The 14,509-nt window shown below is 70.0% G+C and carries 12 protein-coding genes; 7 read left to right on the top strand and 5 right to left on the bottom strand.

The annotated features are described in order from the left end of the window. Positions 1-229: 229 nt before the first annotated feature. Complete coding sequence (locus DFP74_RS00530; RefSeq protein ID WP_121179895.1) at positions 230-1,645, bottom strand: NYN domain-containing protein; 1,416 nt, start codon at positions 1,643-1,645, stop codon at positions 230-232. Further along, the gene (locus tag DFP74_RS00525; protein WP_121179894.1) at positions 1,642-1,905 is read right to left on the bottom strand and encodes a hypothetical protein; all 264 of its coding nucleotides are present in this window, start codon (positions 1,903-1,905) and stop codon (positions 1,642-1,644) included. The genes DFP74_RS00530 and DFP74_RS00525 overlap by 4 nt, the downstream gene beginning before the upstream one ends. A 130-nt stretch (positions 1,906-2,035) precedes the next feature. Between DFP74_RS00525 and DFP74_RS00520 the strand changes: the two genes are divergently transcribed. The 3 genes from DFP74_RS00520 to DFP74_RS00510 are packed head-to-tail and all read left to right on the top strand — an operon-like array spanning position 2,036 to position 4,890. Then, entirely contained in the window at positions 2,036-3,820 is a 1,785-nt protein-coding gene (locus tag DFP74_RS00520) for a DEDD exonuclease domain-containing protein (RefSeq protein WP_233570743.1), read from the top strand. Then, entirely contained in the window at positions 3,795-4,562 is a 768-nt protein-coding gene (locus tag DFP74_RS00515) for a rhomboid family intramembrane serine protease (RefSeq protein WP_121179892.1), read from the top strand. The genes DFP74_RS00520 and DFP74_RS00515 overlap by 26 nt, the downstream gene beginning before the upstream one ends. Positions 4,563-4,614: 52 nt before the next feature. Next, a complete protein-coding gene (locus DFP74_RS00510; RefSeq protein WP_053615267.1) occupies positions 4,615-4,890 on the top strand; it encodes an Lrp/AsnC family transcriptional regulator in 276 nt (91 codons plus the stop codon). A 59-nt stretch (positions 4,891-4,949) separates the two neighbouring features. Here the strand turns inward: DFP74_RS00510 and trpD are convergent, their stop codons facing one another. Both trpD and DFP74_RS00500 read right to left on the bottom strand, forming a co-directional pair. Next, positions 4,950-6,041 carry an anthranilate phosphoribosyltransferase gene (trpD, locus tag DFP74_RS00505; protein ID WP_121179891.1) on the bottom strand — a complete coding sequence of 364 codons (1,092 nt, stop codon included), beginning with the start codon at positions 6,039-6,041 and terminating at the stop codon, positions 4,950-4,952. A 254-nt stretch (positions 6,042-6,295) separates the two neighbouring features. Then, positions 6,296-6,733 carry a hypothetical protein gene (locus DFP74_RS00500; RefSeq protein WP_121179890.1) on the bottom strand — a complete coding sequence of 146 codons (438 nt, stop codon included), beginning with the start codon at positions 6,731-6,733 and terminating at the stop codon, positions 6,296-6,298. A 553-nt stretch (positions 6,734-7,286) separates the two neighbouring features. Here DFP74_RS00500 and DFP74_RS00495 point away from each other — a divergent pair. The 4 genes from DFP74_RS00495 (at position 7,287) to DFP74_RS00480 (ending at position 11,615) form a co-directional block, all read left to right on the top strand. Continuing rightward, positions 7,287-7,841, top strand: coding sequence for a heme-copper oxidase subunit III (locus DFP74_RS00495; protein ID WP_121179889.1), 555 nt, complete (start codon positions 7,287-7,289; stop codon positions 7,839-7,841). Positions 7,842-7,936: 95 nt separating this feature from the next. After that, positions 7,937-8,836, top strand: coding sequence for a cytochrome c (locus DFP74_RS00490; protein WP_233571277.1), 900 nt, complete (start codon positions 7,937-7,939; stop codon positions 8,834-8,836). Further along, on the top strand, positions 8,829-9,959 hold the full coding sequence (locus DFP74_RS00485) for a ubiquinol-cytochrome c reductase iron-sulfur subunit (protein WP_121179887.1): 1,131 nt from the start codon (positions 8,829-8,831) through the stop codon (positions 9,957-9,959). The genes DFP74_RS00490 and DFP74_RS00485 overlap by 8 nt, the downstream gene beginning before the upstream one ends. 3 nt (positions 9,960-9,962) lie before the next feature. Further along, the gene (locus DFP74_RS00480) at positions 9,963-11,615 is read left to right on the top strand and encodes a cytochrome bc complex cytochrome b subunit (RefSeq protein WP_121179886.1); all 1,653 of its coding nucleotides are present in this window, start codon (positions 9,963-9,965) and stop codon (positions 11,613-11,615) included. 638 nt (positions 11,616-12,253) lie between these two features. Here DFP74_RS00480 and DFP74_RS00475 read toward each other — a convergent pair. Further along, positions 12,254-14,050 carry a long-chain fatty acid--CoA ligase gene (locus tag DFP74_RS00475; protein WP_121179885.1) on the bottom strand — a complete coding sequence of 599 codons (1,797 nt, stop codon included), beginning with the start codon at positions 14,048-14,050 and terminating at the stop codon, positions 12,254-12,256. Positions 14,051-14,509 lie beyond the last annotated feature (459 nt).

Here is a 14,509-nt window from a genome sequence, read left to right as displayed (position 1 = left end):
GTTGGGATGTCCGCACGGGATACTGAGGGGGACAAGGGATGCCGCCCCGGGGGCGGGCACGCGCGAGTGTGCGGGCCTCACCGGGTCAAGAGCGAACAGCTCTCGATCTCACTCCGGTCAAGCACTCACGTTCCTGGAAGAACCTAGCGGAACGTCCGGCACGGCTCAACCACGGAAGCGCACCAGTACCACAGATGGTGATCCGTATCACGTTTCGGCGGGGCCGTGATCAGCCGTGGGAGTCCAGACGGCGCAGAAAGATCGCCGAGGACACGGCCCGCGCCCCGGCACGGCGTACCGCGGACACGATCTCCTTGTCGGAGGTCACCACCGCGACCGGCCGACCTGGGGGTTCGGCGCCCACCAGCCGCACGATCAGCTCGTCGGCCGTCTCCCCGGGCGCGCTGAACAGCAGCCGCACGCGGCGGGGCGAGGCCACCACCGGAGGGGTGTCCACGTCGGCGCCGTCGAAGACACACGTGATCTCCGCCTTGGTCCGGCTCGCCAGGCCCTCCAACGACCCCAGGAGCCGGGTGCGCTGGTCGGCCAGGGGCAGCGTCCCGTACCCCGTCTTGGTGACGTTGTAGCCGTCCACCAGCAGGTGGACGCGCGGAGCCGTGAGCATGTGCTCCAGCAGTCCGGGATCGTCGTCGGGCAGGCCGGCCAAGGAGACCCGCCGCTGCTCGCGCTCGGCCTCGGCGACCAGGTCCGCGGGGCTGTCCAGCCCGGTGGGCAGTGCCAGCTCGCGGCGCACCCCGTGGGCGGCGTCCACCAGCACGTCCACCAGCACACGCAGCCGTGCCTCGTCGGCGTTGCGTCCGGTGCGCACGGCGCGGCGCGCGTTCTCCACCTGGGTCTCCGCCGCGGCCAGACGGGCGCGCAGCCGCCGGTTCTCCGACTCCAGCGCGCTGACCTGGGTGGCGGACTCGCTCTCCCGGCTGGCGGTCGCGGCCAGCGCGTGCTCGGCCTCCTCGCGGGAGCGCCTGGCGCGCTGGCGTTCGGTGTGCACCTTGCGCCGCAGGTCGGAGATCTCCGCGCGCTGCTCGCGGATCTGTGCCCGCAGCCGCTCCAGCTCGGCCTGGTGGTCGACCCTGGTCTCGTCCAGACGCCGGCGCACCGCGTCCAGCTCCTCGGTGGCCGCGTCCACCTCCCGGGCGCTGGCCGCGCGCTCCAGTTCCTCGTGGACGCCGTCGATGATGCGGGGCCAGCCCTGGGGCCGCAACAGGTAGGCGCACGCCGCCACGGCCACGGGGTCGGCGGCGGGCGGCACGACTCCGGAGCGCAGGCCCTCGGCAAGCTCCGGCCACACCTGGTCGACGCGGGCCGCGACCTTCGCGCGGAACCCGTCGTCGGTCTCCAGCTGGGCGGCGATCTGCGGGCCCGCCAACCGCGCCCGGCGGCGCGGCTCGAACCTGGCCACCCGGCGCAGCACCGGAGGCAGGTCGGCGGCGCGCATGCCGCCCAGCACGTCGGACCCGTACTCGACGATCCGCGCGCGCACGGCCTCGGGCAGGGGACGGCTCAGCCGCTCGGTCCCCGCGTCGGTCCCGTCGGCGGGCGCGCCGGCGGCCGACTCGTCCCGTTCCCCGGAGGCGCCGCCCGGCGCCTCCGCACCCCCGCCGCCCTCGTCCGGGCGGCCGCTCACGACCGACCCGTCGCGCTCTCAGCCGCGTCGGCGTCGGGGCGCGCCACGATCTCCACGGCGTCGGTCGCGCCGCACCAGCGGCACTTCACGCGCTCGACGGACTCCGAGAGGACGGTGCGGTCCTCGACCAGACCCGCACCGGACAGGTCCTGGTGCAGGTAGTCCTGGGAGCGGACGGTCCTGGTGACGTCGAACCGTGTGAGGTTGCCGCACCCGGTGCACCGCCACCGCTCACTGTCACCCGGCATAGCGATCCCCACGGTTCCTCCTCGTGCTCGTGCTGTCGGCGGGGCGTACTCACTCGCGCCCCGCTCACCCCATCTTTCCATGTCGGGCAGGTCAGGCCGCATCCCGACCGCTTTGGTCGGTACCGCGCACTACCCTGACCGGGTGGTTCGACAGTCAGCGGCGTCTCCCGGCGTCCAAACCAGCCTCGGCGACCTCGGCACCCCGCTGGCCGCGACGACCTTCGTCGTGCTGGACCTGGAGACCACCGGCACCAGCGCCACCAACGCCCGGATCACCGAGGTCGGAGCGGTCAAGGTCCGGGGCGGCGAGGTCCTGGACGAACTGTCCACCCTGGTCGACCCCGGCGTCCTCATCCCGGCGAGCATCACCCTGCTGACCGGCATCACCCAGTCCATGGTGGCCACCGCACCGCCGATCGAGGACGTCCTGCCCAAGGTGCTGGCCTTCCTCGACGCCGACCCCGACACCGCGCTGGTCGCGCACAACGCGCCCTTCGACACCGGCTTCCTCAAGGCCGCCTGCGAGAGGCAGGGCCTGGAGTGGCCCGGCTACCCGGTGGTGGACACCCTGCGCCTGGCCCGGGCCCTGCTGCCGCGCGGCGAGGTCCGCAACCACAAGCTCGGCACGCTCGCGGCCTTCTACGGCGCTCCCACCACGCCCAACCACCGCGCGCTGGACGACGCCCGTGCCACCGTCTCCGTGCTGCACGGGCTCATCGAGCGCCTCGGGCCCATGGGCGTCACCAGCCTGGAGGAGCTGCGCGCGGTCAACAAGCCCCCGAGCCGGGCCCAGATCGCCAAGCGCCATCTGGCCGAGGACCTGCCGGAGGAACCCGGCGTCTACGTGTTCACCGACGCGAGCGGGGCCGGCCTCTACGTCGGCAAGAGCAACAACCTGCGCCGCCGCGTGCGCTCCTACTTCACCGCCGCCGAGAACCGCCGGCGCATCCGCGAGATGGCGGGGCTGGTCGAGGGCGTCACCCCCATCGTGTGCGCCACCGAGCTGGAGGCGTCGGTGCGCGAACTGCGCCTCATCGCCGAACGCAAACCGCCCTTCAACCGCCGCTCGCGCAACCCCGAGCGCGTCAGCTGGGTCAAGCTCACCACCGACGCCTACCCCCGCCTGTCGGTGGTGCGCGCCGTCCGCGACGACGGCGCCCCCTACATCGGCCCCTACACGTCGGCCAAGGACGCCGAGCGCGCCAAGGAGGCCCTGCTGCACGTCGTTCCGCTGCGCCAGTGCACGCACACCCCCACCGTGGGCAGGGGCCGGGGCCGGGGCCGGGCCGCGCCCCCCGCGCCCGGGGCCGCGGGGGGCGGCGGATGGGCCGAGCCCTGCGTGCTGGCCCAGCTCGGCCGCTGCGGCGCGCCCTGCGACGGCACCGAGTCGCTCCAGGACTACACCGCCCACGCCGACGCCGCCGCCGAGGCCATGACGGGCGACCCCGCGCGGATCGTGGCCGCCCACACCGAGCGCATCGCCGAGCTCGCCGCCGACCTGCGTTACGAGGAGGCCGCCGGCCACCGCGACCGCCTCGCCGCCTTCCTGGCCGGCGCCCGGCGCGCCCAGCGCCTGTCCGCGCTGTCGGCCGTGCCGCACCTGGTGGCCGCGCGCCGCACGGACACCGGCTGGGAGACGTCCGTGGTCCGCCACGGCCGGCTGGCCGCCAGCGCGGTGCTGCGGCCGGGCACCGACCCCGCGGCCTTCCTCGCCTCCCTGGTGGCCACCGCCGAGCGCGTGCCCGCCGGCCACGGCCCCAGCCCGCGCGCCCTGCCCGGCGAGAGCGAGCTCATCCTGCACTGGCTCACCGACCCGGCCACGCGCCTGGTCGAGATCGAGGGGGAGTGGACATGCCCCCTACGGGGCGCCGAAGCGCACTCCGAACTGACACACTGGGCCCATGGCCGCGCTGCTCCCGCTCAATGACGACTACCCCGTCCGCCGAGCCCCCGTCATCGCGTTCACGCTGATCGCGGTCAACGTGCTGGTGTACCTCGCCTCGCCGCAGGCCTCCACCGCCGTGTGGTACCCCGCCGACATGCTGGGCCGCTACTGCGCCATCGAGGACTACTTCCTGCGCTGGGGCGCCATCCCCAACGAGATGCTCGGCCGCGTCGACCAGGCCCAGCCCCTGACCGAGGCGTGCGGCGCCATCGACGGCAAGTCCGTGTGGCTGTCCGTCCTCGCCTCGATGTTCGTGCACTCGGGCCCCATGCACGTCATCGGCAACATGGTCTACCTGTTCGTGTTCGGCCCGGTGGTCGAGGACCGGATCGGACGGGTCCGCTTCCTCGCCCTGTACCTGTTCACCGGACTCACCGCGGCCTACGCGCACGCGATCACCGACATCGACGGGACCATCCCCATGGTCGGCGCCTCCGGCGCCATCTCCGGCGTGCTCGGCGCCTACCTGGTCGTGCAGTTCCGCAGCCGCGTGACCTCGCTGGTGTTCGGCGTGATCCCCATGCGGCTCCCCGGGTGGGCCCTGGTGGGAAGTTACTTCGCGTTTCAGTATCTTCTCTATGTCACCACCTCGTACGCTCCGGGCGCCGGATCCAACGTGGCCTACGCGGCGCACGTCTACGGGTTCATCGCCGGGGTGATCGCGGGACTGGCGGTCCACCGGCTGCGATGGCGCTCCGGGACGCGGCTCTCCGACGTCTACTAGCGCGCGCCGCCGCGCCGGGCGCCCGTCTCGCACCCAACGCCCAGGAGGCACTGTGATCACCGCGATCGTCATGGTCAAAGCCGACGTCAACCGCATTCCCGAGGTCGCCGAGGCGATCGCGGAGATCGAGGGCGTCAGCGAGGTCTACTCGGTCACCGGCAACGTCGACCTCATCGCCATGGTGCGGGTCCGCCGCCACGAGGACCTCGCCGAGGTCATCCCCGGGCGGGTGAACAAGGTCCCGGGCGTGATCGCCTCCGACACCCACATCTCGTTCCAGACCTACTCCAAGCACGACCTGGAGTCGGCCTTCGCCCTGGGCTGGTGACACGACGGGGGCGCGGCGCCGGACCCGGCACCGCGCCCCCGCGGGGCACCGCGCCCGGCTCACAGGCGCTTGGCGTACTCCTGGCTGGTCTCCACCCATGTGGAGAGCGTGCGCTCGGCGGCACCGCTGTCGACGGCCGCGGCCGCGCGCTCGTACCCGGCCCGCACCGCTTCCACCAGGGAGCCCTCGACACCGGCCACGGCGGCCAGCGCCGCTCCGGCGTTGAGCAGGACCGCGTCGCGCACCGGTCCGGGCCGGCCCGCCACCAGGTCGCGGACGGCCTGGGCGTTGAACTCCACGTCGCCGCCGCGCAGGTCCTCGGGGACCGACCGGGCGATCCCCAGGTCGGCCGGGTCCAGGCGCTCACGGCGCTTGTGACCGTCGCGGACCACCCACACCGTGGACGTCGTGGTGGTCGTCAGCTCGTCCAGCCCGTCGTCGCCGCGGAACACCAGCGCCGCGGAGCCGCGTTCGGCGAACACGCCGGCCATGATCTCGCACATGCGCTCGTCGAACACCCCGATCGCCGAGGTCGAGGGCCGGGCCGGGTTGGTCAGCGGCCCCAGGAAGTTGAAGATCGTGGGGACCGCCAGCTCACGGCGGGTCTTGGCCGCGTGCCGCAGCGACGGGTGGAACATCGGCGCGAAGCAGAAGGTGATCCCCGCGTCCTCGGCGACGCGGGCGGTCAGCTCCGGCGACAGGTCCAGGACCACGCCCAGGCGCTCCAGGACGTCGGCCGTGCCGCAGGACGACGAGGCGGCGCGGTTGCCGTGCTTGACCACGCGCGCGCCCGCGGCCGAGGCCACGATCGCGGCCATGGTCGACACGTTCACGGTGTGCGCGCGGTCGCCGCCGGTGCCGACGATGTCCAGGGTCGGCCCGGACACGGTCATCCGCACGGCGTGGTCGAGCATGCCCTGCGCCAGGCCGGTCACCTCGGACACGCTCTCGCCCTTGGCACGCAGCGCGACGGCGAAGCCGGCGATCTGCACGTCGCTCGCCGAGCCGGACATGATCTCGTCCATCGCCCACTCGGTGTCGGACGCGCTGAGCGTCACATCGTTGAGCAGGGCGGTGATGAGGTTGGACCAGGTGCGCTCGTCGACGGCGGACCGGTCGGAGGCAGGGGTGGAAGGGGTCGGGGCGTTCATGGTTCTGGGACTCCACGGTGAGGACGGGGCTCTACGGGACGAGGGGTCGACGGGCGAAAGGGCTGGAGGCGAAGGCTCTCCGTTGAGGGTGCAAGCCCTGTCCCTCTCGCCGCGCGACCCTCAGGACGTTGGTCGGCGACGGACGGGCCATCGCCCGATGTCGGCGCCGTGGTTCAGGGCGCCGCCCACCATGCGGCGGCGCCGCAGGTCCCGCTCACCGTTCGCGTCCGTTCCGCGGCCGTGTCCCACCAGGGTCACCCGCTGAGCGCCGCGACGCGCCGGCGCATGAGCTCGGCCAGCGACTCCGCGAGCGCGATGGGGTCGATCGGGTGGCTGACGACCTGCTCGGCCTGCGACCACGTCGCGAGCCAGCCGTCGTCGCGCCGACCGACCAGCAGCAGCACCGGGGGGCAGCGGTAGATCTCGTCCTTGACCTGCCGGCACAGGCCCATCCCGCCCACGGGGGCGGTCTCGCCGTCGAAGATGGCGACGTCGATGCGGTCGGCCGGGTCGGTGGACGCCAGCTTGCGGAGCACGACCGGAGCCGTGGCGACCTCGACGAACTCCACCTTGGGCACGTCGGCGGCCGGGCGCCGACCGATAGCGGTCATGACCTGCTCACGGGTCTCGGCCTTGTCGCTGTAGACCAGCACGCGCATCCTGGCACCCGTGTCCGTACCGCTGTCGACCATCGCGCAACCGTCCCATCGCTCTGACCGCGGCCGCCGCCATCGGGGGGTGCGGCCGGGGCGTTCGTTGGCTCTCGCCTATGACTGTATTGCCTCACGGGCCCGGTGCCCAGGACGGATCACGTGACCGCCGCCGGGCTGAGACCTTCGACACCACAGGATGCCAGCACGTCCGGGAGCAACTCTCACCCACCCCGGCGGCGGCGTTGTGCAACAGTGACCGTTTCGTTGTCCGGCCGTAGGCGGAGCGCGGTTGGAGCGCCTCAGGCGGGGGTACGGAACGCCTCAGCCGCCCTGGATCGCGTCAGATGGCCCTCCGGGGCGTGTCCGAAGCTGACAGGCGGCACCCCGAGCCGCTACAGTAACGCCCGAGTCACGGTGAAGCGCCCGCCCCCGGGCCCGGACACGGTCGAACCCGGGTCTGATCGGCCTCCTTACGGGGGGTCGAGTTCGGGTCTTCGCGAGATGCCGTAATAATGCTCCCGTGGCGACAGCAACCGCGAAACCAAAAACAGCACCGACACCAGCACATGGTGCGGCAAAGCGTCCTGACCTGGTGAGCGTTGGCACCATCGTGTGGTTGGCCAACGAGCTCATGTTCTTCGCTGCGCTGTTCGCGATGTACTTCACCATCCGATCGGTGACCAACGGGAACCCCGAGCTCGGGGTCTGGCCGGCGACGCACCTCAACGTGCCGTTGGCGACCTCCATCACCGTTGTCCTGGTGGCTTCCAGCTTCACCGCGCAGGCCGGCGTCTGGGCCGCCGAGCGCGGAGACGTCAAGAAGCTTCGCCTGTGGTTCTTCATCTCGTTCTTCATGGGTCTGTTCTTCATCTGCGGACAGGCCTTCGAGTACTACCAGCTCATCGCACACGAGGGCCTGACTCTGCAGTCGAGCGCCTACGGGTCGATGTTCTACCTGACCACGGGCTTCCACGGACTCCACGTCATCGGCGGGTTGGTGGCGTTCCTCATCATGCTGGGACGCACGTACGCCGCGAGGCGCTTCACTCACCAGCAGGCGACCAGCGCGATCGTCGTGTCCTACTACTGGCACTTCGTCGACGTCGTCTGGATCGCTTTGTTCTTCACCATCTACTTCATCCAGTAACCCGAAACGGGGAAACCGTGAAATGGATTACCGCGCGGCGACGGCATCCCCTCGCGGGGTATGTCGTCGTCATCCTCGCGCTAGCCCTGTTCGGGGTGGGGTACGCCGCACTGGCGCCCACCGCGGACCAGGCAGAGGCGCAGACCCTCGCCGCTGACGTCTCGTCACAGGAAGACGCCGACGTCGACGTCGCCGAGGGCCGGGCCATCTTCGACCAGACGTGCGCCACGTGCCACAACTACGACGGTTCCGGGTCCGCGACCGGTCCGGACCTGCGCGACGTTGGCCCCGCGGCGATCGACTTCCAGGTCAGCACCGGCCGTATGCCGTCGATGGACCCGAACGCACAGATGCCGCGCAAGGACATGGTCATGTCCGAGCAGGAACTGGCGAACCTGATCGCGTACTACAACGCGGAGATCAGGAGCGGCGAGGCCGGGGCCGAGATCCCCACCGACGTTCCCGATCACGCCCCCGACCGTTCGGAGTTCGACGTCAACCGCGCCGACTTCGACGACGAGGAGTCGTACGAGGAGGCGGTCGAGGAGGCCGAGGCCGAGTACGAGGCCGCCCTCGAGGAGTACCAGGCCGAGTACGACGCCTACATCGCCGGTGCCGACGACACCGACATGGGCATGAAGCTCTACCTGACCAACTGCGCGCACTGCCACAGCTGGTCCGGTGGGGGCGGTGCCCTGACCGACGGCCGCTGGGCCCCGGAGATCCATGACGCGAGCCCGCGTGAGATCTACGAGGCCATGGTCAGCGGTCCCGGCGCCATGCCGATGTTCAGCGACACCGTGATCGCGCCGGACGAGAAGCAGGAACTGATCTCCTACGTCAAGACACTCCAGGCCGAACCGAACGCCGGCGGCGTCTTCGACCTCCAGCGTGTCGGCCAGGTCGCCGAGGGCTTCATCTCGTGGACCATCGGGCTGGCACTGATCGTCGCCTGCGCGATCTGGATCACCGCTAAGCAGCGTGCACATGACTGACAAGAAGAACAACGACAACAACGAGTCCGCCGACACGCCTGAGCGCGTGGTCGGCACGCCCACGGCCGCGGCCGAGGAGCACACGGTGGCCGAACCCGCGGCGGAGCGGTCCCACGAGGGCCCGTACCTGGCGTCGGAGACCCACCAGCGCTCCGAGGAGCAGCAGCGCCGCGGTGAGAAGCTGGCGTCCCTGTGGTTCGTCATCGCCTTCCTCGGCGGTGTCGGCTTCCTGGTCTCCTACTTCGTGTTCGGGGCCGACGAGATCGGCGACCCGCTGATCGGCCAGTACTCGAACGCGCTGCTGGGTGGCACGCTCACCCTCTCGCTGTTTGGTATCGGCGCGGGTATGACGGTGTGGGCGCGCAACGTGATGCCCCACTACGAGGTCGCCTCGCCCTACGACGAGCTGCCCTCGGTGGAGAAGGAGAAGGGCTCCTTCAGCGCCTTCTTCATGCAGGGCGCCGACGAGAGCGGCTTCACCCGTCGTCCGCTCATGCGTCGCACGCTCATCGCGGCCATGCTGCCCCTGGGCATCGCGCCCATCGTCCTGCTGCGTGACACCGGCCCCCTGCCCGGGGACAAGCTCAAGGTCACGCCGTGGGCCGACGGCCGCCGCATGGTGGTCGAGGGCACGCACCGTGAGATCCGGCCCGAGGACCTGGAAGAGGACCCGTACGGCATGATCTCCGCGCTCCCCCTCATGCACGAGGAGGACTACGGGGAGAACGTGCACTACCCGCACGGGATCAGCCTCAACGACCAGGCCAAGTCGGTCATCCTGCTGATCAAGATGCCGCAGGACGAGAACGGTGAGGTCGAGTGGGGTGAGCAGATGACCGAGGAGCGTCGCAACTGGACGCACAACGGGATCATCGCCTACTCCAAGATCTGCACCCACGTCGGTTGCCCCGCGGCACTGTACGAGCGCACGACGCACCGCATCCTGTGCCCGTGCCACCAGTCCACGTTCGACGCCGCGGACGCCGCCGAGGTGGTCTTCGGTCCGGCGCACCGACCACTGCCCCAGCTCCCGATCGGCGTCGACTCCGAGGGCTACCTCGTGTCGACGGGCGACTTCTCCGAAGCGCCCGGGCCGACGTTCTGGGACTACGCGAAGGACTAGTCGATGAGTAAGACCACGCAAGCACCCAAGGCGTTGCGCGGCGTCGGGAATTTCATCGACGACCGCTTCCACCTGGCCAAGATGGGCGAGAAGAACCTGCGCAAGGTCTTCCCGAACCACTGGTCGTTCATGCTGGGCGAGATCGCCCTGTACTCGTTCATCATCCTGCTCATCACCGGCGTGTTCCTCACGCTCTGGTTCAAGCCGAGCATGGCGGAGATCGTCTACGACGGCTCCTACGAGCGCCTCCAGGGCGTTCCGATGAGCGAGGCCTACGCCTCGACGCTGTACATCGACTTCGATGTGCGCGGCGGGTTCCTCGTCCGGCAGATCCACCACTGGGCCGCGCTGATCTTCCTGGCGTCGCTCGTGGTGCACATGCTCCGCGTGTTCTTCACCGGGGCGTTCCGCAAGCCGCGTGAGATCAACTGGCTCATCGGTGTCGGTATCTTCAGCATCGCGATCGTCGAAGGCCTCTTCGGCTACTCGCTGCCGGACGACCTGCCCTCGGGCATGGGCGTGCGCATCCTGCAGGGCGTGATCCTGTCCCTGCCGCTGGTGGGTACCTACATCTCGATGTTCCTCTTCGGCGGGGAGTTCCCCGGCGAGGAGATCATCACGCGCCTGTACATGCTGCACATCCTGCTGCTCCCGGCGCTGCTGCTGGCCCTGATCGTGGCCCACTTCATGATCCTGTGGCACCAGAAGCACACGCAGTATCCGGGCGTGGGGCGCACGGACAAGACGGTCGTGGGAACACCCATGTACCCGGCGTTCGCGGTCAAGGCCGGAGGGTTCTTCTTCTTCACCTTCGCCGTCACCGCGGGTCTGAGCGCTTTCGTGCAGGTCAACCCGATCCACCTGTTCGGGCCGTTCACTCCGACGTCCATCACCTCCGGCCTCCAGCCGGACTGGTACATGGGCTTCCTGGAGGGCTCGCTGCGCATCTTCCCGAACACGCTCGACTTCGACATCTTCGGATACGCGGTGCCCGTCGCGGTGCTCATTCCGGGACTCGGCGTCATGGGCCTGCTGTTCGGCGCGCTGGGCGCCTGGCCGTTCATCGAGCAGTGGATCACCGGGGACAAGCGGGCGCACAACGTGGCCGACCGGCCGCGCAACGCCCCCGTGCGCACCGGCCTGGGCGTCGCGGGCATCACCGCCTACGGCATCCTCTGGCTGGCGGGGTCCAACGACATCCTGTCGGAGACCTTCTCCATCAACCTGTACCTCACCACGTACATCTTCCGTGTGCTGATCATCGTGGGCCCGGTCCTCGGGTTCATCATCACCAAGCGGATCTGCCTGGGCCTGCAGCGGCGCGACCGCGAGACCCTGGAGCACGGGTACGAGAGCGGCGTCATCCAGCAGCTGCCCAGCGGTGAGTTCATCGAGGTCCACCGGAAGAGCTCGGAGGAGACCGTCGAGGTCCTGTCCAGCAAGCCGACGATCACGTCGACGGCCCTGGACGAGACGGTCGACGACAAGGGCGTGGAGAGCCCCGCGTCCCGCAAGGGCATGGGCAAGCTCCGTCGGCGCCTGGCCCTGTGGTACACCAGGGACAACGTGTCCGTGGCGGACGTGGAGGCCCACAGCGGCCACCACCTGCACCACTCCCACTCCGACGAGGAGTCGGACAAGGAGCCCGTCCACTAGGGCGAGCGACCACGGAGACGCCCTCAGCGCGTACCGACAGAGAGGGCCCGGCGAGTCCGCCGGGCCCTTTGTGTTCGGGGCGCTTCACGCCGGGGCCTTCGTCGTCGCTACTGCCTGGCTCGTTCCTCGCCGGCGGCGGAGACTCCTCCTGCAGGCACCGGCGCGCCCCTCACACCTGTGCTTTCTTTGGGCCTCCGCTCGTTCCTCGCTTTGGCCCGGATCAACCCCCTGGAGCCGGGGCAGGCTGAACCGCCTACGTCCAACCCCAAGGGTCCCGCAGGGCTATGTGTGCGCTTTATACCCCCTGTGGCCCCGTCAGGCGTTCTGCCTACGGTCCAGAGGGGGCGAGAGATGAGCGGGACCGCCCACCGTGATCCCTTGGGGGTTGACGTGAGCGGTTCCGCTCGTGGGGATCTCAGGGGGTTGGAGATCCACGAAAACGGCCTACCTCGTCCCCAGGGGGTGAGAAAGGTAGGCCGTTCCGAGGCGGGGCCATAGGGGGTCGGCTCGGGGCGCGCCAGTGTTCTGCAGGAGGAGACGGGGCCGCCAGCGAGCTTGCGAGCCAGGCAAGTCGACGACGAAGAACACTGGCTTCCGGCGCCCCGTGTGCGCGTCCGAGCTTGCGAGGGCGCCAGAAATCAGGAGTAGATGTTCTCGATCTCCTGGCTCCACTCCTTGTTCACCACGTGGCGCTTGACCTTGAGCGAGGCGGTCAGCTGGCCGCTCTCCTCGGTGAAGTCGCTGGGCAGGATGCGGAACTTCTTGATGCCCTCGGCCTTGGACACGGCCTTGTTGGCGTTGTCCACGGCCTCCTGGACGGCGGCGTTGAGGTCGGGGTCCTCGGTCAGGTCGGCGATGGCGCCGGACTTGCCGTTGGCCGTCTTCCACTGCTCGAAGGACTCGGGGTCGATCGTGACCAGGGCGGCGATGAACTTGCGGTTGTCGCCGACCACCATGCACTGGCTGACCAGCGCGTGGGCGCGGATGCGGTCCTCCAGCACGGCCGGGGCGACGTTCTTGCCGCCCGCGGTCACGATGATCTCCTTCTTGCGGCCGGTGATGCTCAGGAAGCCGTCGTCGTCCAGGGAACCGAGGTCGCCGGTGCGGTAGAAGCCGTCCTCGGTGAAGGCCTCCTTGCTGGCCTTCTCGTTGTCCCAGTAGCCGACCATGATGTGGTCGCCCTTGAGGAGGATCTCGCCGTCCTCGGCGATGCGCACGCTGGTGCCCGGCAGCGGCTGGCCGACGGTCCCGATCTTGTTGAACCCGGGGCTGTTCACCGCGGTGGGGGCGGTGGTCTCGGTGAGCCCGTAGCCCTCGATGATCGTGAAGCCGATGCCGCGGAAGAAGTGGCCCAGGCGGGCGCCGAGCGCCGATCCGCCCGAGACCGCGTGTTCGGCGTTGCCGCCCAGGGCGGCCAGGAGCTTGCCGTAGACCAGCTTGGCGAACAGGGCGTGCCTGAGCTTGAGCCCCAGGGGGACGCGGCCGGTGTCCAGCGCCTGGCTGTAGGCGATGGCGGTCTCGGCGGCGGCGTTGAAGATCTTGCCCTTGCCCTCGGCGGTCGCCTTCTGCTCGGCCTTGGTGTAGACCTTCTCGAACACGCGCGGGACCGCGAGGAGGAAGGTCGGGCGGAACTCCGAGAACTGCTCGATCAGCTCCGGGCCGGTGGAGGGGAAGTGGCCCAGGGTGGCCTTGCCCTCGATGACCATGACCTGGACGAAGCGGGCGAAGACGTGCGCCAGCGGGAGGAAGAGCAGGGTGGAGGGGTTCTCCTTGCCCTTGAGGACCTGGCGGGCCGGTCCTTCCAGGGCCTGGAGGGCGATGAAGAGGAAGTTGCGGTGGGTGAGCTCGCAGCCCTTGGGGCGGCCGGTGGTGCCCGAGGTGTAGATGAGGGTGGCGAGGTCGTCGACCTTGACCGCGGTGCGGCGCTTTTCGAGGGTGGCGTCGTCGACGGCGGCGCCGGCCTCGCGCAGCCGGTCGAGGCCGCCGCCGTCGATCGTCCAGACCTCGCCGAGCTCGGGGGCGGAGGCACGGACGGACTCGACGCGCTCGGCGTGGTCGGCGGTCTCGACGAAGGCGGCCCGGGCTCCGGAGTTGCTCAGGATCCACTCGACCTGCTCGGCGGAGGAGGTCTCGTAGACCGGAACCGTGACGGCGCCGACCGACCAGATGGCGTAGTCGATGGCCGTCCACTCGTAGCGGGTGCGCGACATCAGGGCGACCCGGTCGCCGTGCTCGATACCCGCGTTGATGAGCGCCTTGGCGTACGCGGCGATGTCGCCGTGCAGCTCCGCGACGGTGATGTCGCGCCACTGGCCGGATTCCTGCCGGCGGGCGGCGATCGCGTCGGGCTCGCTCGCCGCGCGCGCGTAGAGCGTGTCGGTCAGCCGCGCGTCATCGGCGATCTCAACCTTGACGGGAGAGCTGTATTCGCGCACGTGATGCTCCTGGACGTGTACGGGGATCTTGAAAGGGGGGACGTGACGAGCGTAACAACACATGCTACTCGTGAGTAAGCGGCGTTGCCGTTCGGTATCCAACAGTGATCCGAGTCCGACTCTGGGCGATGCGAACGCGCAGCTCGGGCCGGTGCGGAAGCGGTTCCCTCGACCCCCTGGGATGGTTGTTCGTACGGGGGGTATGCCCGGTCCGGCGGCGTGCGACGCCGCCCGGCCGTCCGGGAATGCGCAGGTCAGAACTTTCCCGGCTCCTTCTCGTACGCACGCGAGACTATCTCTTGTCGTGACCTTCATGCACATCCGGGGTGTTCATAGCCTTTCGGGCGTTTTCCGGTGCCGACCGACGGAAGGCCGGATCCTCCGCGGTCGGCACCCTGGTTCGCCCCTGATCCTGCCCTGAGAAACCCGCCCGGCGCGGCCCCGGCCGGTTAACGTGAG

This window comes from Nocardiopsis sp. Huas11 (assembly GCF_003634495.1).
In the GTDB taxonomy this organism is placed as follows: Bacteria; Actinomycetota; Actinomycetes; order Streptosporangiales; family Streptosporangiaceae; genus Nocardiopsis.
This window is presented reverse-complemented; position numbering and strand designations above follow the sequence as displayed.

What these genes read in the sequence shown, in the direction of transcription:
- DFP74_RS00515 (WP_121179892.1), top strand. Translation starts at nt 3,795, where the DNA reads ATGGCCGCGCTGCTCCCGCTCAATGACGACTACCCCGTCCGCCGAGCC.
- trpD (WP_121179891.1), bottom strand. Translation starts at nt 6,041, where the DNA reads ATGAACGCCCCGACCCCTTCCACCCCTGCCTCCGACCGGTCCGCCGTC.
- DFP74_RS00500 (WP_121179890.1), bottom strand. Translation starts at nt 6,733, where the DNA reads ATGGTCGACAGCGGTACGGACACGGGTGCCAGGATGCGCGTGCTGGTC.
- DFP74_RS00485 (WP_121179887.1), top strand. Translation starts at nt 8,829, where the DNA reads ATGACTGACAAGAAGAACAACGACAACAACGAGTCCGCCGACACGCCT.
- DFP74_RS00480 (WP_121179886.1), top strand. Translation starts at nt 9,963, where the DNA reads ATGAGTAAGACCACGCAAGCACCCAAGGCGTTGCGCGGCGTCGGGAAT.